Origin of the sequence: Apilactobacillus kunkeei, assembly GCF_005930975.1 — a bacterium.
In the GTDB taxonomy this organism is placed as follows: domain Bacteria; phylum Bacillota; class Bacilli; order Lactobacillales; family Lactobacillaceae; genus Apilactobacillus; species Apilactobacillus kunkeei_E.
Genome location: NZ_VBSE01000043.1, coordinates 209,712 through 232,652, shown reverse-complemented (window position 1 = coordinate 232,652; position 22,941 = coordinate 209,712). Strand labels below are relative to the sequence as shown.

Annotated in this window: 26 protein-coding genes; 22 read left to right on the top strand and 4 right to left on the bottom strand. The window is 34.9% G+C overall.

The window, feature by feature from the left end:
• A complete protein-coding gene (locus tag FD688_RS07255) occupies positions 1-216 on the bottom strand; it encodes a DNA-directed RNA polymerase subunit epsilon (RefSeq protein WP_034534654.1) in 216 nt (71 codons plus the stop codon).
• 160 nt (positions 217-376) lie between these two features.
• Here FD688_RS07255 and FD688_RS07250 point away from each other — a divergent pair, with 160 nt between their 5' ends.
• Positions 377-823 carry a hypothetical protein gene (locus FD688_RS07250; RefSeq protein WP_138742408.1) on the top strand — a complete coding sequence of 149 codons (447 nt, stop codon included), beginning with the start codon at positions 377-379 and terminating at the stop codon, positions 821-823.
• A gap of 30 nt (positions 824-853) precedes the next feature.
• Here FD688_RS07250 and def read toward each other — a convergent pair whose 3' ends face one another.
• Complete coding sequence (def, locus tag FD688_RS07245; protein ID WP_138742407.1) at positions 854-1,417, bottom strand: peptide deformylase; 564 nt, start codon at positions 1,415-1,417, stop codon at positions 854-856.
• A 138-nt stretch (positions 1,418-1,555) separates the two neighbouring features.
• On the opposite strand from def, the gene FD688_RS07240 reads away from it, so the two are divergent.
• From FD688_RS07240 to holA, 13 genes are all read left to right on the top strand, one after another.
• Complete coding sequence (locus FD688_RS07240) at positions 1,556-2,473, top strand: hypothetical protein (protein ID WP_138742406.1); 918 nt, start codon at positions 1,556-1,558, stop codon at positions 2,471-2,473.
• A gap of 8 nt (positions 2,474-2,481) precedes the next feature.
• Complete coding sequence (locus FD688_RS07235) at positions 2,482-2,757, top strand: UPF0223 family protein (RefSeq protein ID WP_190242942.1); 276 nt, start codon at positions 2,482-2,484, stop codon at positions 2,755-2,757.
• 21 nt (positions 2,758-2,778) lie between these two features.
• Positions 2,779-3,570, top strand: a complete 792-nt coding sequence (locus FD688_RS07230; protein WP_138742404.1) for an inositol monophosphatase family protein — start codon at positions 2,779-2,781, stop codon at positions 3,568-3,570.
• A gap of 109 nt (positions 3,571-3,679) precedes the next feature.
• The gene (gene typA, locus FD688_RS07225) at positions 3,680-5,518 is read left to right on the top strand and encodes a translational GTPase TypA (RefSeq protein WP_034531758.1); all 1,839 of its coding nucleotides are present in this window, start codon (positions 3,680-3,682) and stop codon (positions 5,516-5,518) included.
• Between the two features lie 193 nt (positions 5,519-5,711).
• Positions 5,712-6,866, top strand: a complete 1,155-nt coding sequence (locus FD688_RS07220; RefSeq protein WP_138742403.1) for an FtsW/RodA/SpoVE family cell cycle protein — start codon at positions 5,712-5,714, stop codon at positions 6,864-6,866.
• A gap of 15 nt (positions 6,867-6,881) precedes the next feature.
• Positions 6,882-7,160: a YlbG family protein gene (locus FD688_RS07215; RefSeq protein WP_053795617.1), complete on the top strand. Its 279-nt coding sequence runs from the start codon at positions 6,882-6,884 to the stop codon at positions 7,158-7,160.
• 13 nt (positions 7,161-7,173) lie between these two features.
• Positions 7,174-7,731 carry a 16S rRNA (guanine(966)-N(2))-methyltransferase RsmD gene (gene rsmD / locus FD688_RS07210; protein ID WP_138742402.1) on the top strand — a complete coding sequence of 186 codons (558 nt, stop codon included), beginning with the start codon at positions 7,174-7,176 and terminating at the stop codon, positions 7,729-7,731.
• A gap of 2 nt (positions 7,732-7,733) precedes the next feature.
• Entirely contained in the window at positions 7,734-8,210 is a 477-nt protein-coding gene (gene coaD / locus FD688_RS07205; RefSeq protein WP_138742401.1) for a pantetheine-phosphate adenylyltransferase, read from the top strand.
• Positions 8,210-9,259 carry a SepM family pheromone-processing serine protease gene (locus tag FD688_RS07200; RefSeq protein ID WP_138742400.1) on the top strand — a complete coding sequence of 350 codons (1,050 nt, stop codon included), beginning with the start codon at positions 8,210-8,212 and terminating at the stop codon, positions 9,257-9,259. Before coaD ends, FD688_RS07200 begins: the two co-directional genes overlap by 1 nt.
• A gap of 64 nt (positions 9,260-9,323) precedes the next feature.
• The gene (locus FD688_RS07195) at positions 9,324-9,989 is read left to right on the top strand and encodes a helix-hairpin-helix domain-containing protein (RefSeq protein WP_138742399.1); all 666 of its coding nucleotides are present in this window, start codon (positions 9,324-9,326) and stop codon (positions 9,987-9,989) included.
• Positions 9,990-10,036: 47 nt separating this feature from the next.
• Positions 10,037-10,516 (top strand): ComE operon protein 2, encoded by a 480-nt coding sequence (locus tag FD688_RS07190; protein WP_034534666.1) that lies wholly within the window; start codon positions 10,037-10,039, stop codon positions 10,514-10,516.
• A gap of 99 nt (positions 10,517-10,615) precedes the next feature.
• Positions 10,616-12,733, top strand: a complete 2,118-nt coding sequence (locus tag FD688_RS07185) for a DNA internalization-related competence protein ComEC/Rec2 (RefSeq protein WP_190242941.1) — start codon at positions 10,616-10,618, stop codon at positions 12,731-12,733.
• 2 nt (positions 12,734-12,735) lie between these two features.
• Entirely contained in the window at positions 12,736-13,764 is a 1,029-nt protein-coding gene (holA, locus tag FD688_RS07180; RefSeq protein WP_138742397.1) for a DNA polymerase III subunit delta, read from the top strand.
• A 72-nt stretch (positions 13,765-13,836) separates the two neighbouring features.
• Here the strand turns inward: holA and rpsT are convergent, their stop codons facing one another.
• Positions 13,837-14,085 carry a 30S ribosomal protein S20 gene (gene rpsT, locus FD688_RS07175; RefSeq protein WP_034531745.1) on the bottom strand — a complete coding sequence of 83 codons (249 nt, stop codon included), beginning with the start codon at positions 14,083-14,085 and terminating at the stop codon, positions 13,837-13,839.
• Positions 14,086-14,360: 275 nt separating this feature from the next.
• Between rpsT and rpsO the strand changes: the two genes are divergently transcribed.
• The 8 genes from rpsO (at position 14,361) to FD688_RS07135 (ending at position 22,675) form a co-directional block, all read left to right on the top strand.
• The gene (rpsO, locus tag FD688_RS07170) at positions 14,361-14,630 is read left to right on the top strand and encodes a 30S ribosomal protein S15 (protein WP_054450187.1); all 270 of its coding nucleotides are present in this window, start codon (positions 14,361-14,363) and stop codon (positions 14,628-14,630) included.
• 180 nt (positions 14,631-14,810) lie between these two features.
• Positions 14,811-16,502, top strand: a complete 1,692-nt coding sequence (locus FD688_RS07165) for a ribonuclease J (RefSeq protein ID WP_138742396.1) — start codon at positions 14,811-14,813, stop codon at positions 16,500-16,502.
• Between the two features lie 28 nt (positions 16,503-16,530).
• Positions 16,531-17,445 carry a hypothetical protein gene (locus FD688_RS07160; protein WP_138742395.1) on the top strand — a complete coding sequence of 305 codons (915 nt, stop codon included), beginning with the start codon at positions 16,531-16,533 and terminating at the stop codon, positions 17,443-17,445.
• 188 nt (positions 17,446-17,633) lie between these two features.
• On the top strand, positions 17,634-18,821 hold the full coding sequence (gene tuf / locus FD688_RS07155) for an elongation factor Tu (protein ID WP_053791852.1): 1,188 nt from the start codon (positions 17,634-17,636) through the stop codon (positions 18,819-18,821).
• 167 nt (positions 18,822-18,988) lie between these two features.
• A complete protein-coding gene (gene tig, locus FD688_RS07150) occupies positions 18,989-20,293 on the top strand; it encodes a trigger factor (protein ID WP_138742394.1) in 1,305 nt (434 codons plus the stop codon).
• A gap of 140 nt (positions 20,294-20,433) precedes the next feature.
• The gene (gene clpX / locus FD688_RS07145) at positions 20,434-21,669 is read left to right on the top strand and encodes an ATP-dependent Clp protease ATP-binding subunit ClpX (RefSeq protein ID WP_138742393.1); all 1,236 of its coding nucleotides are present in this window, start codon (positions 20,434-20,436) and stop codon (positions 21,667-21,669) included.
• A 142-nt stretch (positions 21,670-21,811) separates the two neighbouring features.
• Complete coding sequence (yihA, locus tag FD688_RS07140) at positions 21,812-22,402, top strand: ribosome biogenesis GTP-binding protein YihA/YsxC (RefSeq protein ID WP_138742392.1); 591 nt, start codon at positions 21,812-21,814, stop codon at positions 22,400-22,402.
• Positions 22,403-22,675 carry a nucleoside triphosphate pyrophosphohydrolase family protein gene (locus FD688_RS07135; RefSeq protein ID WP_034531728.1) on the top strand — a complete coding sequence of 91 codons (273 nt, stop codon included), beginning with the start codon at positions 22,403-22,405 and terminating at the stop codon, positions 22,673-22,675. It begins immediately after the preceding gene.
• A gap of 40 nt (positions 22,676-22,715) precedes the next feature.
• On the opposite strand, the gene FD688_RS07380 is transcribed toward FD688_RS07135, so the two are convergent.
• The gene (locus FD688_RS07380) at positions 22,716-22,856 is read right to left on the bottom strand and encodes an SPJ_0845 family protein (protein ID WP_167540463.1); all 141 of its coding nucleotides are present in this window, start codon (positions 22,854-22,856) and stop codon (positions 22,716-22,718) included.
• Positions 22,857-22,941 lie beyond the last annotated feature (85 nt).

The window sequence follows — 22,941 nt, the reverse complement described above, 5'->3', positions numbered from 1 at the left end:
TTATTTAAACTCCGTAATTTTAAAATCTGGGCTCTTTTGTTCGTAAGCCAAGTGGTTACCTTCAAGAGGTTCAATAAATTCAATGTTGTGATCAGTGTTCTTGTCAACAAGTTCTCTTGCTTCAACTTCTGTATCGCAATCTACATAAAGTGATTTTGTGAATTCTCTCTTAGGATTAGCCTTAGTATCTTCTTGGTATAAAACTTTAAATATCATAAAAATTAAAATCTCCTTCTATGTTTTTTTACCGTGCGATTGTGTAATACACATCTAATTGTTTTTAATTTTATCATATTAATAATGATAAGTATAGTAACCAATAATTTGATAAAATGATAGAATGAAATCAATGAATATTCGCAAGGAGGCGATTATCTTGCCACTTTTTGTAGAAATTATAATTGGTTTTATTGTCGCAGTTATAGCTTACAATTTAATTCATTATTTCTTCATTACTAGGCCAATTGATAAAGGGCACAATCAGACGTTGAAAATATTAAATGGATTAGTTAACAACATCTTAGAAAATGAAAAAAATGAGATTATAGAAGTTCATGATTTATCTAATATTTGGGGGAGAAATATATACGCTTTTGAATATGTGATTTCTCAATGCCAAACAGATGAATTAAACGGTGACCTAATTAATCGAATTAAATATGCCATCAAAGTAGCAAATGAGTCTAAAAGATTTAACCATGAAGTGGTATTAACTGATTCGTTCGTGAGAGATAAGCAAGTTCATGTGGATCTAGCCTACCTATTAAATTCAGCGACTTATGAGTATGTATTAGATATGCGCCAATTAAATAAGGTAAATTAAAAGACCTAACAAAATGTTAGGCCTTTTTTATTATTCGATGAATAAGTCATTGTCTACCTTTGAGAATGGGTTTTCTTTATCAACGTGATCGTAGAATAAAGTTCCATGTAAGTGATCAATTTCGTGTTGGCAAACAATTGCAGGATAGTTTTTAAGTCTAACCGTGTGTTCAATACCTTCAACGTCTTGATACTTAAGGGTAATTCTGGCGGCACGGTGTATGAATCCAGGAATGTCTTCATCAACTGATAGACATCCTTCACCTTCAGTGATAGCACATCTTTGAACGGAGCTTGATAGGATAACAGGGTTGATAATTACATCCTTGAAAATTGGTTCGCCTTCACCTTCAAAGTCGTTTGGAACTAATACAGCTGCCATCATTTCTGATACACCTACTTGAGGTGCAGCCAAACCAACTCCAGCTCTTAATTTATATTTGGCACAAAGTTCAGGATCTTGGCTTACTTCAAGATATTCCATCATGTCTTCAGCTAATTTTTTATCTTCCGCGCTAAGTGGGAATTTTACTTGTTTAGCTTGTTGTCTTAATACTTTATTTCCATCGCGAACGATGTCTTTCATTAGTATCACTTAAATGACCTCCCAAAAAGTTTATTATTATATTATAACATAATAACGGGAATTATATGTTACTAATATGATACATAAGAGTTGCTTATTTTTAGAAAATGGTATAATTACAGATACTAAATTAAACGGAGGCTCATTATGAAAACTAATTTGGTAGTTGATGGAGAACAGCGAAGAATTGAATCATTAATCGAATTCATGATTTTAGTAGATTATCCAGTTAACCTAACTATCGCTAATTTAAAGATGAATGATTTTATCAATCAACTTCAGTCCAATTTGCTATGTGAACATTTTGAAGTCAAATTAGCGGATGACAAAATGGATTACCATGATTTTGATGGATACATGTATCTTTATGATTTTCCAAAGGAAAAAGTTGAAGAGAAAAGTGAAGTTACTTCATTCATATCGCCTTACTTAGATCATTTTAGAAAGTCACTAAATCAAGTTATTAAGGAAGGCTTTAGCGGTAAAATTATCGTTAATGGTTTTCATGATGAAGTTTTTGCATACTTTGCAACTAAGTTTTCCGGCAAAGAAAATAACAAAGTTGTATCCACGGGGATGCTAGCAAAGACATTACTGTTGAAACACGCACTACGTCGTTACTTTAATATTAGTTTATCCGATATTAACGTCAGCGTATTAGGTAGTGAATCCAATAATCTGATTTCCTGGAGTAGGGCATATATAGGCCAGTCACCAATCCTATCTTACCTTGCTAACCCTAACAATATGTTTAGCACTGAAATCTTCTCTAAAGCAGAAGAAATTATCAATAAATCTGATACTCCATGTGACGAAGTAATTCAAGCAAAATCAATCGGAGTAATTCTAGATGCTTTTTATATGGGAGATTCATGTCTTGCAAGTGTAGGACACGTCAGCCAAATGGATGGTAAAATGGTAGTGACAAGTGAACCAATCATGTTGAATCAAAATGGATTGGTCCCCACTGCAGCATTGGTATTATCTGATAAAGAAAAGCAATCTTTTGATGATGCAAAAAAATATACTAATGAAATAATTGATGAAATTTTAGAAAGTAAGTAGGAATGATTATGAATAACTATTCTTATCCAATTTTTCCTGATTGGTCTAAAGAAGAATTAATGGACATGATGGAATTATATAATGCTGTGGAAAGTGCTTATGAAGACGCTAATGGTGTTAACGCAGAAAAGGTAGTCAAGTTATATAACCGTTTTAGAGAGATTAATCCTTCTAAGATGGAACAAAAGCAAATTGATCGTGATTTTAAAGATATCTCTGATTACAGTATTTATAAAACTTTTCAAACAGCCACAAAGGCTAAAACCAAAAACATAAAAATGTAATTTGTTTTAAGGAAGATATGTATGAATGATTTATGGTTAAAAAAGGCAGACGAGGAAATTCAGTCTTGGTTTAAGGAAATTCGTGAATTCACCGTTAATTCACTTAATCAGATTCATGATGTTTCCACTAAGTCTAGTCGAACTGATTTGGTTACCGATGTCGATAAATCAAACGAACGGTTCTTTATCAAAAAGATTAGGGAATTTGATTCAGAAGCTCACATCCTAGGTGAAGAGGGCTTTGGGGATGATGTTACCAATCTAGATGGACACGTATGGATAGTTGATCCAATCGATGGAACAATGAACTTTGTAAAGCAGCACAACCATTTTGCGATAATGTTAGCTTTATACATCGATGGAAAAGAAAAACTCGGCTATATTTTAGATGTTATGAATGACAAACTTTATCACAATTGGGATGGTAAAGTTTATGAAAATGATACCGAAATTAATCCACCAGAAGATATTTCTTTATCAGAAGGATTAATGGGTTTGAGTGGACCATTATTAATAAATAATGAGAAAAATATGCAAGCAATCTCTAAAGCCAGTGAAGGTGCCAGAATATATGGTAGTGCCGGTATACAGATTATTGCCGTCTTGAAGGGCGAACTAGTGGGATATATTTCCACTTTAAAGCCATGGGACATTGCAGCTGGAAAAGTGCTTTGTGATACGCTTGGTATTAAGGTGTCTGATATTGACGGAAATATAATTGATGTGGTATCATCAGACATTGTATTGGTAGCGACGAAGATTGCACAAAAGGACATACTTAATATTGTTAAGTACGGTTCTGACTGTGACTGATGTCACAGTTTTTTTATGCAAATTTAATTATTTAATGTAATAAACTTGGTCCGAGTTGCTAAGTATTAAAGAAACAAATATTTATGCTTCGAAGGGAAGGAAACTAATAATGAAGACAAGAGACGATATTAGAAATATTGCTATTATTGCCCACGTTGACCACGGTAAGACAACTTTGGTTAACGAATTACTAAAGCAATCAGATACTTTAGACGAACACGTTCAAATTGATGATCGTGCCATGGATACTAACGATATTGAAAAGGAACGTGGTATCACAATCCTTTCAAAGAACACTGCTGTTAGATACCAAGACAAACAAATCAACATCTTGGATACACCAGGACATGCTGACTTCGGTGGAGAAGTTGAACGTATCATGCGAATGGTTGACGGTGTTCTACTAGTTGTTGATGCTTTTGAAGGAACTATGCCACAAACTCGTTTCGTTTTAAAGAAAGCTTTAGACCAACACCTAACTCCAGTTGTTGTTATTAACAAGGTTGACCGTCCAGGTTCACGTCCTAGTGAAGTAGTTGATGAAGTATTAGACTTATTCATCGAATTAGGTGCTGATGATGAACAACTAGACTTCCCTGTTATCTACACTTCAGCTATGAACGGTACTTCAAGTTACGATGAAGACCTATCAACTCAAGAACACACTATGAAGCCTGTATTTGACACTATCATCAAGGCTATTCCTGCTCCTATCGACAACTCAGACGAACCATTACAATTCCAAGTTGCTATGCTTGATTATGATGACTTCGTTGGTCGTATCGGTATTGGTCGTGTATTTAGAGGTACTATCAAGGTTGGAGATAACGTTACTGTTATGAAGCTTGATGGTTCAACTCAAAATTTCCGTGTTACTAAACTTATGGGATTCTTTGGCCTAAAGAAATTAGATATCAACGAAGCTAAAGCTGGTGACTTAATCGCCGTTTCAGGTATGGAAGAAATCAACGTTGGTGAATCTGTTGTAGATCCATCAAACCAAGAAGCTCTACCAATCTTAAGAATTGACGAACCAACTCTACAAATGACTTTCGGTACAAACACTTCACCATTTGCTGGTAAAGAAGGTAAGTTTGTTACTGCTCGTCAACTACAAGATCGTCTAGAAAGAGAATTACACACTGATGTTTCTCTACGTGTTGAAGAAACTGACCAACCAGGTTCATGGACTGTATCTGGTCGTGGTGAACTTCACTTATCAATCTTAATTGAAAACTTAAGACGTGAAGGCTACGAATTACAAGTTTCTCGTCCACAAGTTATTATTAGAGAAGTGGATGGTCAACAATGTGAACCATTCGAATCAGTTCAAATCGATACTCCTGATGAATACTCAGGTACTATCATCCAAACATTATCTGAAAGAAAAGGTAACATGCAAAACATGGAAAGTGTTGGAAACGGCCAAACTCGTTTGACATTCCTTGCACCTTCTCGTGGTTTAATCGGTTACTCAACTGAATTCCTATCAATCACTCGTGGTTACGGTATCATGAACCACACATTCGATAGTTACCAACCAGTTATCAAGAACTGGAACCCAGGTAGAAGAAATGGTGCCTTAGTTTCAATTAACGAAGGTAAGACTACTACTTACGCTACTATGGGTATCGAAGACCGTGGTACTATCTTCGTAGATCCAGGTACTGAAGTATACGAAGGTATGATTGTTGGTAAGAACAGTCGTGATAACGATATCTCAGTTAACATCACTAAGGGTAAGCAAATGACTAACGTTCGTGCTTCTGCTAAGGATGAAACTGCTAAGATTAAAGAACCACAACACTTAACTCTAGAAGAATCACTAGAATTCTTGAACGAAGATGAACTTTGTGAAGTAACTCCAGAAAACGTTCGTCTAAGAAAAGAAATTCTAAACACTAACGAACGTGAAAAGCAAGCTAAGCGCAAGCGTCACAACAGCTAATAATTTAGCATTTAATAAAAGAGGATGGACAATTTGTCCATCCTTTTTTGTTGTCTTTAAAATACTAAAGCAAATAGTGTAGATATGCTATAATGTTAGTTATATTAAAAGGTTACGTTGGAGATGTAAAAATATGATACGCAAAATCGCCGAGTATTGGCACAAGTGGCATATATCAGAGCACTGGAAAAAAATGAAATTTAATATTAACGCAATGGACTACTACATTTTCGTTCCATTTCTACTACTATCTGTAATTGGAATAATTATGGTTTATTCAGCGAGTTCAAACGTTGCAACGCAAATTGGTGGAACACCCACTGGATACTTAATCAAACAAAGTATGTTTGTGGTAGTCAGTTTAATTATTATTTTAATATGTTTAGCTGGTAATAATAAGTTTGTTAGAAAGCCTAAGTTTTTAGGAGTCTTCTTTTTAACATTGTTTGTTTGTTTGATTTTGTTAAAGGCCTTTGGACATTCTGTTAATGGTTCAGCTGGATGGATTCCAATCGGTCCTCTACATGTGCAACCAGCCGAAGTTGCCAAGGTTTATATCATTTTAAGAATGGCTCAGTTCTTATCCTCTAGGGAAGATAGAGTTATTAATGGTGAACACTCAAGAACGCATATCCAAGTTATCTCTATTTTTATTATGTTATTCCTTGTCTTTATCCAACCCGATTTAGGTGGTACCGTTATTAACTTGGCAATTATGTTTGCAATTTTATTTGGATCTGGCATGAATTGGCGAGGGGCGACTTTACTTACATCTGGTGGATTATTATTCGGATGGATATCGCTAAAAATCTTATCCTTTGTGTTTAAAGACGGAACAAGTATTTATCAAATCCAACGTATCACTGCTTACAGTAATCCGTTTAAATATGCCAACGGAATTGGACAACAATTGGTTAATTCTTACTACGCATTAAGTAATGGTGGAATCTTTGGTGTTGGTTTAGGAAACAGTATTCAAAAGACTGGGTACCTACCTGAACCAAATACCGACTTTATCATGGCGATTATCGCCGAAGAATTAGGACTAATTGGGGTATTGTTCATCCTATTCCTATTACTTACAATTATTGTTAGAGCATTCCAATTAGGTATTCGTTCAAACGATACATACGATACTTTAATTTGTTATGGTGTTGGAACATACATGTTGGTTCAAGCATACTTCAACGTAGGTGGTGTAATTGGTTTACTACCAATCACCGGGGTTACTTTCCCATTCATTAGTTATGGTGGATCTAGTATGTTAACCTTAGCATTGTGTATTGGAATGATTTTGGTAATTAGTGCAAAACAAAAAACTCAAAAAACTAGAAGAATCCGTTATTAAAGTGGAGGGAATTTTTTGACAGATACAATCGAAAACAGAAAAAGCCTAATTGTTTATGTTTATTCAACTAAACAAGTCAGGCAATTGAAAAAATATGGCTTAATATATTATGTCTCACAAAAAATGCACTACGTGGTTATGTACGTAAATGCTGATAACTACGATTGGATTAAAGAAAAAATTAGTAGTTTAAAAATTGTCAAAAAAATAGAAGAAACGCCTTACGAAAAACTTTCGAGTGAACTATCACTTGAAGGTGACTTCGAAGATGTTGATGATGATGAAGATTATTAAGGAGTTTGGATAAATGAGAGTTGTTTCAGGTAAATTTGGTAGTCGAAGCCTTAAGCCTGTGCCAGGTAGTAAGACAAGACCAACAACCGATAAAGTGAAAGAATCCTTATTCAATATGATTGGCCCATTTTTTAATGGTGGGTCATTTTTAGATTTATACGCAGGTTCTGGTTCGGTCGCAATAGAGGCAGTGTCTAGAGGAATTGATAGTGCGGTGTTGGTAGACCACCAATATCTAGCAATCAAGACTATCAAAGAAAACGTTAAGATGACCAATGAAATGGATGCCTTTAGAATTTACAAGATGGATTCGGATATGGCATTAAAACGTTTTGCTGATCAAAATGATAAGTTTGACTACATTTTCTTGGATCCACCATACAAAGACCAAAAAATGGTCGATCAACTACATATCATTAAAGAAAAAGAATTACTTAATGATGATGGAATTGTCATTTGTGAAACCGACGATAACGTTGTTTTACAAGATGATGTAGAAGGTTATGACATGGTCAAACAAAAGAAGTATGGAATTACCATTATTTCTATTTATAGAATAAAGAGGGGATAGTTATGACAAAAGCAATCTTCCCGGGAAGCTTCGACCCATTGACTAAGGGACATCTGGATTTAATTAAACGTGCAAGTAAGATGTTTGATGAGGTTGTCGTTACTGTGGCAAAGAATACCAGTAAAAATGGTGTCTTTAGTTATGATGAAAGAATGAGCTTAATTAAGCCAAATATTGAAGGAATTGAAAATGTCTCAGTCGCTGCTGCTGATGGATTAACAGTTGATCTAGCAAAACAGGTAGGCGCAACCGTAATTGTCAGGGGACTTCGTAATTCTAGTGACTTTAATGCGGAGAGTTCAATTGCTTCAATGAACTACAACTTGGATAATACAATCGAATCAGTCTTTTTGATTACACGTCCAGAGTTTCAATCCGTTTCATCTAGTTTAATTAAGGAAATTGCTCATTTTGGCGGAGATATTACTCCTTATGTACCACAAAACGTTGCTACGGCATTGAAAGAGAAGTTAAGTTAATGTTTAAAAATAACAGACGGAATAAATTAATCGCGCTTTTTGTGGCAATTGCTGCGCTTGCGATTTTTGTTAATATTCCATTTCTACCAAAGTATATTGAAAGTCCCGGAACAGCTCCTAATTTAAAACCGGTTGTTTCCATCAAGGGACACAGTGATAAGTTCAAAGGTAAATTCATGTTTACCACGGTAAGTGAATCACAAGCATCAATTGCATCATACGTTGTTGCTAAACTTAATCCGCACCAAACAATTGAAAGCATTAGCGATGTAACAGGTAATCAAGATCAGCAAAGTTATATCAATTTGCAAAATGTTTATATGGAAAGTGCAATTAACAATGCGATTTATAATGCTTTTCATTATGCCAAAAAGGATGTTTATTTAAAATATCGTGGTATCTATGTGCTAGCTGTTGATAGTAAGTCTAACTTTTATAACCAAATTAAAGCTGGCGATTCAATCGTTTCTTTAAATGGACATAAATTTAAAAGTTCTGCGCAGTTTAGAAATTATGTAAAGTCTAAGAAAATTGGTTCAAAGATGACTTTAACGGTTTACCGTAATAAGAAAAAAATTCAAATTACTAGAAAACTTTATAAGCTAGCAGGAACCAATCAAGCTGGGATTGGAATTATTTTATCTGATGACAATCAGGTTTCTACTAAGATACCAATTGATGTTAATCCAGGAGAAGTTGGGGGGCCATCTGCAGGATTGATGTTTTCGCTTCAAATCTATGGTCAATTAACACAACAAAATATTAGACACTCACAAAATATTGCTGGTACTGGAACCATCGATGAAAACGGTAATGTTGGTGAAATCGGTGGAATCGATAAGAAAATTATTGCTGCTCGAGATGCTGGCGCTAAGTATTTCTTAGCACCATACGTTAAGCCAACCAAAGAAGTGCTTAAGTATGAAGATCAACATATGACTAATTACCAACTTGCTGTTAAAACAGCGAAGAAGTATGCATCAAACATGAAAGTTATTCCGGTAACTTCATTCAGTGATGCTTTAAATGCATTGAAAAAAATAAAATAAAAGGAATGTAATTGAATAAATTACATTCCTTTTTTCGTATCTAAGTTTTAGAAAGGAGGAAACGGTGAATAAGATATTAGATTTTTCAACGCAGATAAAAGAAATAATTGACGAACATGCATATAAAATTTTGATTGGTCTATTGCTCATCGCTTTTAGTTTAGGGTTAGTTATTATTTTAATTATGAACCAAAACAGTAATGACGCTAACAATGTAGCAACAGATTATTCAGAACAAAGTAGTGTTGTGGCTTCATCATCTTCTTATAAAAGCCAAAGTGGTGCTTCGGGAGACCTATACATTGATGTTAAAGGAGAGGTTAAGCATCCCGGTGTCTACCAAATTCCATCCAACAAGCGTGTTACCGACGTCATCAGGGAAGCGGGCGGCTTCAAGGCAGATGCCGATGAACAAAATGTTAACCTAGCTAAAGTATTAAACGACCAAGATGTTGTCGTTGTTAATAAAAAAGGTGCATCCGGGAGTTCATCGTTTGCTAGTTCAAATAATACGCTCACAGGTAATTCTGCTAATAACGTCAAAATTAATTTGAATACCGCAGACTTAAATGAACTACAAAAACTCGACCACGTGGGTGAAAAGAAAGCGAAAAAAATAATTGATTATCGTAACCAACACAATGGTTTTCACTCAATCGACGAAATCAAACAGGTCAGTGGATTCGGTGATAAGACATTTGAAAGATTAAAAGATTCTTTAGAAGTGTAATCTTTGCTATACTATGAATAGTAGTAAAAGAGGGAGAGTAATTAATTATGACTAAACACAGAATTCCATGGGATCAATATTTCATGCTACAAGCTGTTTTACTTTCAACACGTGGGACCTGTAACCGCCTTTCTGTTGGAGCAACCATCGTAAGAGATAAACGTATTATTGCTGGTGGTTATAACGGATCAGTTGCGGGGGATGAACACTGTATTGATGTTGGGTGTTACATGCGAGACGGCCATTGCTTAAGAACAATTCATGCCGAAATGAACGCCATTTCTCAATGTGCCAAGTTCGGTGAATCAACTGATGGTTCAGAAATCTATGTAACTGATTTCCCATGTCTTCCTTGTACCAAAGTATTATTACAAGCGGGAATCAAAAAGATTAACTATCTAAGAAACTACCACAATGATGAATATGCATTGTCATTAATTAAACAAAATAATGTCGAATTGAATCAAGTAATCTTGGATGAAGAAACAATCAAACAAATTGAATTTAGCTCTTATTTACCAAAATAAATTAATAATTTATATATTTTTCCATCGATTTCGATTGGAATATTAAGCATTGTTTTCTTTGGTGATTTAAAGCTCGGTCTATTGCTTTTTTGTTTATGGATGATTCGGATCATTCGATTAAAAAACGCGTTAGTAATAAAAATAACCACCGTCATGGTGGTTATTTTTTGTTTGGTTTTCTGGTATAGATATAAACAAAATCAGGCTAATCAAATTCAAGGACAACAAACGGTAACGAAAAGTGTTTTAATTTATCCAGACAATATTAAGTACAGTGACGACTCATTTTATGGTATCGGCACTATTACTGATACCGGTAAGAAGATAATGATCTACGGCAATGACGCAAAGATGGTAAATCAATATTTTAAACCAATTGTCATCAATGTTTCTGGAGTCGTCCAGCCATTTGATGAGGCCAGAAACTTTAACCAGTTTGATGCCAAGGAATACTACGAAAGTATGGGTGTCTATAGTCGATTGACGGTTAAGCAGATAAATAGTGTAGTAGAACAACATCGTTTTTCAATCATCGATATTCTTCATTATTTACGGATGATAATGCTGAAATACACGAACCAATTACCACGTCCCTTGAATCTATACGCCAGCAGTCTATTTCTAGGTGTCATGGATACTTCATTCAATGACGAACTATCTGGTGTGAAGACATTGGGGCTCATTCACTTATTTAGTATTTCCGGTTTGCATGTCTTTTACATCGTGAACCTATTGAAAATGATACTGGGACTATTCCGTGTTACCAGGGAGAAGACTCGGTGGATTACCTTGATATTTCTGCCAACATATTTCGTTATTGCCGGCTCATCGATTGGATTGATGCGGTCGATATTAACGGTTGAAATCGGCATTATTGCGTTAATACTAAATAAGCGATTGACCGGTTTGGATGTCTTTTCGATTACCTTGATGGTCAATTTAATAATTGAGCCTGAGATGTTATTACAGTTTGGTTCACAGCTAAGTTATGCTCTGGCATTCGGTTTGATTTATACCAATAAAATGAGACCGCTAAAACAAACGGTGATGATGAACCTAGTCAGTTTGCCCTTTATTATCTACAAGTTATTTCAGTGGCATGCTCTAACGATGCTGGCCAACTATCTGGTGATTCCGATATTCTCGGCGTTAATTATGCCGATGATATTAATCGCGGTAATTACGTACCCGATTGCCGAATGGTTTAGTTCGTTGGTGGCGATAATATTAAATAGTTTTGATACTGTCGTAAATTGGCTGGGGGCTTTACCTGGGCAGATTAATTTTGGTAAACCCAATCTGTATGTGGCAACAATATTATTGGTAATGACTTTATTGGTAATCGATAGGATGACCTTAAAAAGAGTGTTGATGCTAATATGTATGTATCTAATCACATTTATGTATATTCACTATCCAGTTCAGGGTGAGGTATCCTTTTTCGATGTCGGTCAGGGTGATAGCATCCTAATTCGTGAACCGCTTAATCATTCAATCACCATGATTGATACGGGTGGTAAGCTGCAATTTGGTCGCAGGAAAAATAGTAAGGTGACCTATCAGGCAGAAAAAACGTCGATTAATTACCTAAAGAGTATCGGTATTAATCATCTTGATAATCTGGTGTTGAGTCATCAAGACGCTGATCACACTGGGGATATTCCTGCAATGTTAGCGGATTTAAAGGTCGACCGGATTATTGTCGGGGATGGTTTGCAGAACAATCCATCGATAATGAGAAAAATCCGTCCTTATTTGAATAAAACAAAACTAGTGTTGGTTAAAGCGGACCAAAAGATACCTGATTTTCCGTTTAACATTTATCATCCTTTTGAAAGTGGCCTTGGTAAAAACGAGGACTCGGTCGTCGTAGGAACAATAAAAGGAAATCGTAGTTGGCTGTTTATGGGTGACTTACCATCTAGTGGTGAGAGTGACATCATGCAAAAATATCCGATGCTAAAAGCGGATTATTTGAAACTGGGTCATCATGGCAGTGATACCTCCAGCAGTGATGCGTTTTTAAAATTCATTCATCCCAAAATATCAATTATCTCCGCCGGTAGGAACAACCGATATCACCATCCAAGTGTTGAAACACTGCAAAGATTAAAGGATAATAATTTAGCATACGTGAACACACAAAAACAGGGTATGATATCATATAAATATGGATTATTAGGAAATCACTGGATATTTAAATTGCAAGGGGAATAGTAATGAAAGTAAACGAACTATTAACACAAATTAAAAACAATAATATCAACCCAATATATCTAGTGTTAGGTAAAGAAGACTATTTAATTAATGAAATAAAAAAACACTTTGTGGAATTAATTCCGGAAGAAGAAAGAACCATGAACTTCGCTAGCTATGACATGGAAAGTCAAAACATTGCCACTGCCGTGGGGGATGCTGAAAGTTTGCCATTCTTTGGTGAAAAGCGATTGGTTGTTGTTAACAATCCGTACTTTTTAACCGGTGAACGTAGCAAGTCGACCTTAGATCATGACATCGATAGTTTTATTGAATATGTTAACCATCCAGTTGATAGTACGGTTATGGTCATCATGGCACCATATGGAAAACTAGATTCTAGAAAAAAGGTTACCAAGCAGTTGAAAAACAATGCAGAGGTAATTGATTTAACCAAACTAGATGATCGTGCCATCCAATCATACGTTGCTAACAACATTAAGAGTAATGGGTATACGGTAGAAGGGGATGCCCTTCAAGAATTACTAGGCAGAGTATCTAACGATTTATCATCCGCAATGAACGAACTTCCTAAGTTATTCCTATACTGTCAAAGGGATAAGGTAATTACTAAGGACAGTATCGATAGATTGGTTGCCAAGTCATTAGACCAAAACGTTTTTGATTTAATTGATTACGTAATGAAAAAGGATTCCAAAAACGCCATTGATTTATACCGTAACCTAATCGTAGAGGATCAAGAACCATTACAAATCAATGCGGTCTTGTTGTCTCAATTCAGACTATTACTACAGGTAAATGTATTAAGCCGGAAAGGATATAGCCAGGGTAACATTGCAGAAAAGCTAAAGGTTCATCCATTTAGAGTGAAACTGGCAATGCAAAATGTGCGTAAGTATCAATTTAGCAGTTTAAGGGATGCCTATTTGGGATTAGTTGATGTGGAAGAAAAATTAAAATCAACACCTGAATCACCAGAACTACTATTTCAAATGTTCACTTTGAAATTTGTCGACAATCAAATTGGATAAACAAAAAAGGACATCTCAAAAGAGATGTCCTTTTTTAGGAATAAAAAAAGCTCAGTTAAAACTGAGTTCTTTTTACTTGTTTAACTTAGCTAGACGTGATTTGTTACGTGCAGCAGTGTTAGCTTTGATTAAGCCCTTTGACTTAGCATGGTCTAATGCACTAACAGCGTTGTTGAATAGTTCTTCACGGTTGTCAGCGTTAGCATCAGCTTTTTCAAACTTCTTAACAGCAGTTCTCATCTTGCTTAGTTGAGATGCGTTACGTTTGTTTGCTTTTTCATTAGTTTTTACACGTTCGATAGCAGATTTAATAACAGGCATGAAATTCACCTCCAAAAAAGTCGAATTTTATTTAAAATCCTTAAATTTCAACGACTTTTATTATACAAAAGACAACTTAAAAAAGCAATAGAATTATATAATTCGGATTTGTACAATCATATTAATAATGATATTATCTTGCTATTTTCAAGTAATCATAGTAGTATAATTAACGTAGTTTAAAACTACAGTACCGATACTTAGTTTTGTCGCTGCTCTCATCTGGCGCTTTACTCAGTATCTGGTATATTTACTTTTGAAAGGTGGGAAACACAATGGCTCTAACACAAGCTGAAAAGAACGACATCATCAAGAAGTATGCTAGACATGATGGTGACACTGGTTCTGCTGAAGTACAAATTGCTGTACTAACTGCTGACATTAACGAAATTAATGGTCACATGAAAGAACACAAGAAAGATTTCCATTCACAACGTGGTTTGTTGAAGAAAATCGGTCACCGTCGTAACTTACTAAGATACTTACGTAACAAAGATGTTCAACGTTACCGTGATTTAATCAAGAGTTTAGGTCTACGTCGTTAATATTTTTAAAATGGAACTGCTCTACGAGTGGTTCCATTTTTTTATACATACATATATTCACTTATCAGTTATTATTCAATTTAAAAGTATGATACACTATAGATAGTTAAATGAGATCGTATTGAAAATAATTATTTTATTTCATAATAAAAATATACATAAAATTATATGAGGTGAATCATGAAAAATAGTGTAAAAATTATTCCCTTAGGAGGAGTAAGGGAGAGTGGCAAGAACCTATATGCCGTTGAAATTAACAATGGAATTTATGTTTTAGATTGCGGTCTAAAATACCCCGAAAATGACATGTTAGGAATTGATGTAGTTATTCCAGATTTCACATACTTACGTGAAAACAAGGAAAAGATTATCGGAGTTTTCCTATCTAATAGTGATATGGATTCAATTGGTGCACTACCATATTTCGTCAGTGAATTCGACGTTCCAGTATTTGGTTCAAAGTTAACGATTGAAATGGCTAAGTACGAAGTTAAGAATAACGAAAGATCAAAGAAGTTTAACAACTTCAATGTAATTAATGAAAAGAGCGAAATTCTTTCCGATGATGTTACAGTTACTTTCTTTAAGACTAGTCATTCGGTACCTGATTCAATGGGAATTTCATTGGCTGTTGAAGAAGGACAAATTGTATACACTGGTGACTTTAAGTTTGATCCAGCATTACGTAACGGTTTTGCAACTGATTACAGTTCAATTGCTAAGGTTGGTAATAAGAAGGTTATCGCTTTATTAGCGGACTCACAAAATGCTGACAATCCATTCCCAATGGCAAATGAAATTCAAGCCAGCCAATACATCTTTGATACATTCGAAGATAGTAAGAACCGTGTAATTGTTGCAGCTAATTCTGCTAACCTATTAAGAATTCAACAAGTGTTTGATGCGGCAGAAAAATCTGAAAGAAAAGTGTTTATTGGTAAGCACCTAGATGCCAAAGTGAAATTAGCAATTGATTCTGGTTACATTAATGTTGCAGAAGATTTGTTAATTGAAGACATCGAAGATTTAAAAAAATTGGAAAGCGACGAAATTGTTGTATTGGAAACTAATCCAATTAGTGAACCAATCAAGCTTGTTCAAAGAATGGCTGCTCAACAGCAAAAAGATATCAACATTGAACCAGGTGATGTTGTATTGATTGCTACTTCACCATCTCCAGCAATGGATAACAGCATGGCTAAGACCGATGACATGGTATACCAGGCAGACGGTACGGTTAAGGTTATTTCAAATGATTTAAATGTTTCTGATCACGCAAGTGCTGAAGACATTCAAATGTTAATTAGCTTGTTAAAACCACAATACTTCATTCCGGTTAGTGGTGAATACATGATGATGAATGAAAGCAAACGTGCGGCTACTAACATGGGTGTCGATGAGGATAAAATCTTAATCCTAAGTAAGGGTGAAACTATCGAATACGATGGCACAAAATTCCACCATGGTAATGCCGTTGAAGCGGGTAACACTATGATTGATGGTATTGGTGTTGGAGACATTGGTAACATTGTTTTACGTGACCGTAAGGTGCTATCAGAAGATGGTATCTTCATTGTTGTAGTTACAATTGATAGAAAGAAAAAGATTATTATCTCTCGTCCTAAGATAACTTCAAGGGGATTCATTTACGTTAAGTCAAATAAAGACCTAATGAATGAAGCCGCTGAAATTGTTTCTAAGACTATTCAATTGAATCTTGATAATAAGGAATTTGATTGGAGCCACTTGAAACAATCAGTTAGAGAAAAAATTAGTCATTTCTTATTTGATAAGACAAAGCGTCGTCCAGTAATTCTTCCAGTTATTATGGAAGTAAACCAACATCATAAAAAGAAGCGACCACAAAAATAAATAAGGTTAATTATTCGGAGTGATTTTAATGGATGAACAAAGTTCACAAATAGCCAAGGATATTGCATCCCATATTGATGATAAAAAATATCAATTAGCTATCAACAAAGCCAAAAATTACTTAGAAAATCAGCCGAGCGAAGAGATTGAAGTATTATTAGTTCAATCTCTTTTTAGCTTAAAGCAATATGTTGAAGCAAGAAAAGAAGTTATGGAAAATCCAAATGCATTTACCGCAAATGAGAATGACTTTTTATTAATGATTAATGTGTTATTAAAGAACAATGAATACATTAAATCTAGAGAAATTGTTGAAACGTTTAAATCAAACACTAGTTATTACAATGATGGCTTAAAGCTAATTAAAGAAAGCGAAGCTTTTTTTAGAAGTAATTCAAACGAAGAAATTCATCAACTTGCGCAAAAGTTCTACCATATAAGTAGTAAACAGACGATGTATTGGCAAAAAGAAGCGTTTTTAAATGGACAACATTTACCGTACGATGAATTTTTAAAATATAGTCGTTTTGTTTTGATGGATCCATTTGTCCAATCTGTCATTAAAGCAGAGATAATCGATACGTTAAGAAAAGTTGGTTCAAACGAGATTGTTGATATGATTTGGATTGATGGAAAGACAAAGAAAGTTAAGATGAGTGAAATTAAATCACTTCAAGATATGAAATCATACCAGTTAATCTTTAATCGATTAAATGAAGAGTACATGATGGATCCAGAAAAATTTATGTTATTGAGTAGTTATTTTCAACATCAATCAATTTTGATGTACCCATTTAATGACGAACTAATTCTGGATGCAAACAGGTGGTATGATTTATCAATACAGGCATATCTAAGCGCAAAAGAGTACACAGATGATGATAACAATGATTACGTAAAATTAATCGAAATCATAAAGCGACAGTTTAATTCAATTAAATAGAATAAAATTGTTAAATATAGTTTTTTTGTGTTTACAAATAAAAATACAGTAGCTATAATATTAAAGGAATTCTTCTTGAGACTGATATGTGATTTTGTCTTTTTGAGAAGATGTAGTATAATAAATCATAAAGATGGGTTGGCGTTTGCTAACTCAAATCTTTCGAAATTTATAGGAGGTTTTCATAAATGGCAAAAGAACATTATGAAAGAACAAAACCCCATGTAAATATTGGTACTATTGGCCATATTGATCATGGTAAGACTACTTTAACTGCAGCTATCACTAAAGTGCTTTCAGAAAAGGGTCTAGCAGACGCTTCTGATTACGCTCAAATCGATGCTGCTCCAGAAGAACGTGAACGTGGTATCACAATCAACACTGCTCACGTTGAATACTCAACTGAAAAGCGTCATTACGCTCATATTGATGCCCCAGGACATGCTGACTACGTTAAGAACATGATCACTGGTGCCGCTCAAATGGATGGTGCCATCCTTGTTGTTGCCGCAACTGATGGTCCTATGCCACAAACTCGTGAACACATTCTTCTAGCTCGCCAAGTTGGTGTTGAATACATCGTTGTATTCTTAAACAAGACTGACTTAGTTGACGATGATGAATTAGTTGACTTAGTTGAAATGGAAGTACGTGAATTACTTTCAGAATACGATTACCCTGGTGACGATATTCCAGTTGTTCGTGGTTCAGCTCTAAAGGCTCTACAAGATGACCAAGAACAAAAAGATGTAATCCTACACTTAATGGATGTTGTTGACGAATACATTCCAACTCCAGAACGTGATGCTTCAAAACCATTACTAATGCCTGTTGAAGATGTATTTACTATCACTGGTCGTGGTACTGTTGCTTCAGGACGTATCGACCGTGGTGTTGTTAAGATTGGTGACGAAGTTGAAATCATCGGTCTTGTTGAAGACATCCTAAAGACTACTGTTACTGGTCTAGAAATGTTCCGTAAGACTCTTGACGAAGGTGAAGCCGGAGATAACGTTGGTATGTTACTTCGTGGTGTAAACCGTGAACAAGTTGTACGTGGTCAAGTTATCGCTGCTCCTGGTTCAATCAAGACTCATACTGAATTCAAGGCTCAAGTATATGCTTTAAGTAAAGAAGAAGGTGGACGTCATACTCCATTCTTCTCAAACTACCGTCCACAATTCTACTTCCATACCACTGACGTTACTGGTGTTATCGAACTAGAAGACGGTGTTGAAATGGTTATGCCTGGTGATAACGTTGAATTCAACGTTAAGCTAACTAAGCCAGTTGCCATCGAAAAGGGAACTAAGTTCACTGTTCGTGAAGGTGGTCACACTGTTGGTGCCGGTGTTGTTTCAGACATCGAAGAATAATCAATTCTAAAAAAGAGATTCAGATTTTTATCTGAATCTTTTTTTGTACATAAAAATAAGCTAAAAACCTATAATTATTTACTTTTTACTTGTGTTACGTTAAAATATAGAGGTGCGCAATTAGAAGAAAATTGTAAAAATTATATTTTCATGTCGGAGGGAAAATAATGTCAGCTAAATGGGAAAAAAAAGGCACTAATGACGGTGAATTAACATTCGAAATTAGTGTTGACAAAGTAAAAGAAGGTTTAGATCAAGCCTTCAACAAGAACAAGAAAAACATCACTGTTCCTGGTTTCCGTAAGGGAAAAGTTTCACGCCAAGTATTTAACGAAATGTATGGTGAAGAAGCTCTATACCAAGATGCTTTAAACATTCTTTTACCAGAAGCATACAGTGAAGCTATCAAGGAAACTGGTATTGAACCAGTTGCTCAACCAGAAGTTAACATTGATAGTCTAGAAAAGGATCAACCATGGGTTCTAAAAGCTAACGTTACTGTTAAGCCTGAAGTAGAACTAGGTGATTACAAAGGAATCGTTGTTGAAAAACCAAATACTCGTGTATACCAAAAAGATGTAGACGCAAAGATTGAAGACATGCGTAAGAATCAAGCAGAATTAGTTCTTAAAGAAGACAAGGCTGCTGAAAACGGTGACACTGTTGTTATCGACTTTGATGGTTATGTTGACGGCAAACAATTTGATGGTGGTCAAGCAACTAACTACTCACTAGAATTAGGTTCAAAATCATTTATCCCAGGCTTTGAAGACCAATTAGTTGGTCACAAAGCTGGTGAAGATGTTGATGTTAAGGTAACTTTCCCAGAAGATTACCAAGCTAAGGAATTAGCATCAAAAGAAGCTACATTCAAGACTAAGATTCATGAAGTTAAAGAAAAGCAAATGCCTGAACTAGATGACGAATTTGCTAAGGACGTTGACGAAGATGTTGATAGTCTAGAAGAACTAAAGGCTAAGATTAAGGACCAATTAAAGGATCAAAAGAAGGCCGAAGGTGACACTCAAGTTGAAGATGAAGCTATTAAGGGTGCTGTAGCAAATGCTACTGTTAAAGAAATTCCTCAAGCAATGATTGATGAAGACGTTCAACGTCAAATGGATCAATACCTTGCAAGTATGCAACAACAAGGTATCAATGCTGAAATGTACTTCCAACTAACTGGTACTAAGCCAGAAGACTTGAAGAAACAATTTGCTCAAGGTGCTGACGAACGTGTTAAGACTAACCTTGTACTAGAAGCAATTGTTAAGGACGCTAATATCGTTCCATCACAAGAAGAAATTGATCAACAAGTTAAGGACTTAGCTGCTCAATACGGTATGAAAGAAGAAGCCGTACGTGGTGCTTTAACTGAAGACATGTTGAAACATGATATTTCAATTCAAAACGCTGTTAAGTTAATCACTGACAACGCAAAACAAGAACCAAAGTCAAAAATTAACAAATAATTTAGATTTTTGTTAATATTAAAGGTCCAGTTAACAATTAGTTAATTGGACCTTTTTTAATCTAAAGCATTATGATGTTATCAATATTAATAATGTGGTATTATTTAAAATAATATCGTAATTATATAGGGGTGAAGTTTTTGTTTGAAGATAATGAAGGAAAAGGCCCCATTACTTGTTCATTTTGTGGTAAATCACAAGATCAAGTAAAGAAAATCGTCGCGGGACCTGGCGTATATATTTGTAATGAATGTATCGATTTATGTAAAGATATCGTCGACGAAGAATTAGCGCAAGAAAATGCAGATACAACAATTAAGTCATTAAGCCCAAAGGAAATCGTTGATAAATTAAACGATTACGTAATTGGTCAAGATGAAGCTAAGAAGACTTTAGCAGTTGCTGTATATAACCATTATAAGCGTGTTAATAACTTAGACGATGATGACGATACTGAACTACAGAAGAGTAATATTTCAATCATTGGACCAACTGGTTCAGGTAAAACATACCTTGCTCAATCACTGGCTCGTATTTTAAACGTTCCATTTGCAATCGCTGATGCTACAACACTTACTGAAGCTGGTTATGTGGGTGAAGATGTTGAAAACATCTTACTAAAGCTACTTCAAAATGCTGACTTTGATGTTGAAAGAGCCGAAAAGGGAATTATTTACGTTGATGAAATTGATAAGATTGCTAAGAAATCTGAAAATGTTTCTATTACTCGTGATGTCTCCGGTGAAGGTGTTCAACAAGCACTATTGAAAATTCTAGAAGGTACAGTTGCCAGTGTTCCACCTAATGGTGGTAGAAAGCATCCACAACAAGAAATGATTCAAATTGATACTAAGAACATTTTATTCATCGTTGGTGGTGCATTTGATGGTATTCAAGACATCGTAAAACATCGTTTAGGAGATAAGACCATCGGATTTGGTACGGATTCCAGCGAAGCAGCTAAAGTTAATGACGATAACATTATGCAACACGTTATTCCAAGTGACTTGCTACAATTTGGTCTAATTCCAGAATTTATTGGTCGTTTGCCAATTCTTACTGCTTTAAACAAGTTAAGTGAAGAAGATTTGGTTAGAATTTTAACGGAACCTAAGAATGCATTGGTTAAACAATACGTTAAACTAATGTCACTCGATGGAGTTGAGTTGGAATTTGAAGATGATGCTCTAAAAGAAATGGCTCATACAGCTATTGAAAGAAAGACGGGTGCCCGTGGATTAAGATCAATCATGGAAGATACTATGAGAGATATTATGTACGAAGTACCAAGCGATAATGATGTTAAGAAAGTTATAGTTACCGCTGACTCTGTTTCGAAAAAATCAGAACCAAAGATTGTAAAAGAAGCTCAATAATAAAAAGCCTTACAGTATTTAACACTGTAAGGCCTTTTGTTTTTATAATAATTAAAAGGTATTTTTGTGGTAAATGCATTTATGAAGGTACCTTTTTTATGGTAAAATTGATATATAAAATTACAGAAACGAGTGAATTAAGATGGATGTACACAACGTCAATATCGATATCAGTGCGGTGGAACCAAAACAATACCCAAGTAATGGATATCCAGAAATTGCATTGGTTGGTCGCTCCAATGTGGGAAAATCTTCTTTAACCAATGTGTTAATTAATCGTAACGGTTATGCTAGAACCTCTAACAAACCAGGAAAGACTCAAACATTGAATTTCTATAACTTAGACGAAAAACTATTCTTTGTTGATATTCCGGGTTATGGTTATGCGAAAATTTCAAAAGCACAACGTGCTAAATGGGGAGAAATGATTGAAACATATCTAACCACTAGAAAGCAACTAAAGGGAGTTGTTTTATTAATTGATGGTAGACGTGCACCAAGTCAAGATGATTTGCAAATGTACGAGTTTCTAAAATACTATGACATTCCAACTTTAGTTTTGGCTACTAAAATGGATAAGACTCCTAAGAGTAAGTGGAATAAAGAAGAAAGTATTTTAAACAAGACTGTTGACTTAAACGATGGTGATGAAATACAATTATTTTCTGCTTTAAGTAAGTACGGAAAAGAAGAAGTTTGGAAATGGATTGAAAGTAAAACGGGGGTAAAATAAGTGGAATTTAATGATTACCAAAAAGCTGCTAACAAAACGTTACACGGAAATGAACAAGTTTTAACTAATTGTGCACTTGGGCTAGCTAGTGAAACTGGTCAAGTTGTTGACCTAGTAAAGAAGTACACTTTCCATGGCGATTCACTAGACCGTGAAAAGTTAGTGAAGGAAATGGGAGACGTACTTTGGTACCTATCTCAAGTTGCAGAATGGAACAATATTGATTTTGAAGAAATTGCTGAATTCAATATTAACCGCCTAAATAAACAATAAAAAATAGGCTTCACAATTTAATTGTGAAGCCTAAATTATATTATTTTTCTTTCTTTTTATCGGTTGATTTCTTATCTTTACGTTTTAAAAATTTATCGCGATCTTCGTTCTTAGTGTCCAGTTTGGCAAACTTATCGAACATAGCATTTAAGTCGTTGTTACGTTGAATATTTAAACCCATAATTATGCATCTCCTTATTATGGTATATGATAGCAAATTAAATCGAATTTGTCATATTGAAGTGTTTTTTTAAACGAGGTGATAA

Excerpts from the sequence above, each read along its gene's own strand:
- rsmD (WP_138742402.1), top strand. The coding sequence starts at position 7,174 with ATGAGAGTTGTTTCAGGTAAATTTGGTAGTCGAAGCCTTAAGCCTGTG.
- tuf (WP_053791852.1), top strand. The coding sequence starts at position 17,634 with ATGGCAAAAGAACATTATGAAAGAACAAAACCCCATGTAAATATTGGT.
- yihA (WP_138742392.1), top strand. The coding sequence starts at position 21,812 with ATGGATGTACACAACGTCAATATCGATATCAGTGCGGTGGAACCAAAA.
- FD688_RS07165 (WP_138742396.1), top strand. The coding sequence starts at position 14,811 with ATGAAAAATAGTGTAAAAATTATTCCCTTAGGAGGAGTAAGGGAGAGT.
- FD688_RS07380 (WP_167540463.1), bottom strand. The coding sequence starts at position 22,856 with ATGGGTTTAAATATTCAACGTAACAACGACTTAAATGCTATGTTCGAT.
- FD688_RS07190 (WP_034534666.1), top strand. The coding sequence starts at position 10,037 with ATGACTAAACACAGAATTCCATGGGATCAATATTTCATGCTACAAGCT.
- tig (WP_138742394.1), top strand. The coding sequence starts at position 18,989 with ATGTCAGCTAAATGGGAAAAAAAAGGCACTAATGACGGTGAATTAACA.
- FD688_RS07200 (WP_138742400.1), top strand. The coding sequence starts at position 8,210 with ATGTTTAAAAATAACAGACGGAATAAATTAATCGCGCTTTTTGTGGCA.
- holA (WP_138742397.1), top strand. The coding sequence starts at position 12,736 with ATGAAAGTAAACGAACTATTAACACAAATTAAAAACAATAATATCAAC.
- coaD (WP_138742401.1), top strand. The coding sequence starts at position 7,734 with ATGACAAAAGCAATCTTCCCGGGAAGCTTCGACCCATTGACTAAGGGA.
- FD688_RS07160 (WP_138742395.1), top strand. The coding sequence starts at position 16,531 with ATGGATGAACAAAGTTCACAAATAGCCAAGGATATTGCATCCCATATT.
- rpsT (WP_034531745.1), bottom strand. The coding sequence starts at position 14,085 with ATGCCTGTTATTAAATCTGCTATCGAACGTGTAAAAACTAATGAAAAA.
- FD688_RS07185 (WP_190242941.1), top strand. The coding sequence starts at position 10,616 with ATGATTCGGATCATTCGATTAAAAAACGCGTTAGTAATAAAAATAACC.
- rpsO (WP_054450187.1), top strand. The coding sequence starts at position 14,361 with ATGGCTCTAACACAAGCTGAAAAGAACGACATCATCAAGAAGTATGCT.
- typA (WP_034531758.1), top strand. The coding sequence starts at position 3,680 with ATGAAGACAAGAGACGATATTAGAAATATTGCTATTATTGCCCACGTT.
- FD688_RS07220 (WP_138742403.1), top strand. The coding sequence starts at position 5,712 with ATGAAATTTAATATTAACGCAATGGACTACTACATTTTCGTTCCATTT.
- FD688_RS07230 (WP_138742404.1), top strand. The coding sequence starts at position 2,779 with ATGAATGATTTATGGTTAAAAAAGGCAGACGAGGAAATTCAGTCTTGG.
- FD688_RS07255 (WP_034534654.1), bottom strand. The coding sequence starts at position 216 with ATGATATTTAAAGTTTTATACCAAGAAGATACTAAGGCTAATCCTAAG.
- FD688_RS07235 (WP_190242942.1), top strand. The coding sequence starts at position 2,482 with ATGAATAACTATTCTTATCCAATTTTTCCTGATTGGTCTAAAGAAGAA.
- FD688_RS07240 (WP_138742406.1), top strand. The coding sequence starts at position 1,556 with ATGAAAACTAATTTGGTAGTTGATGGAGAACAGCGAAGAATTGAATCA.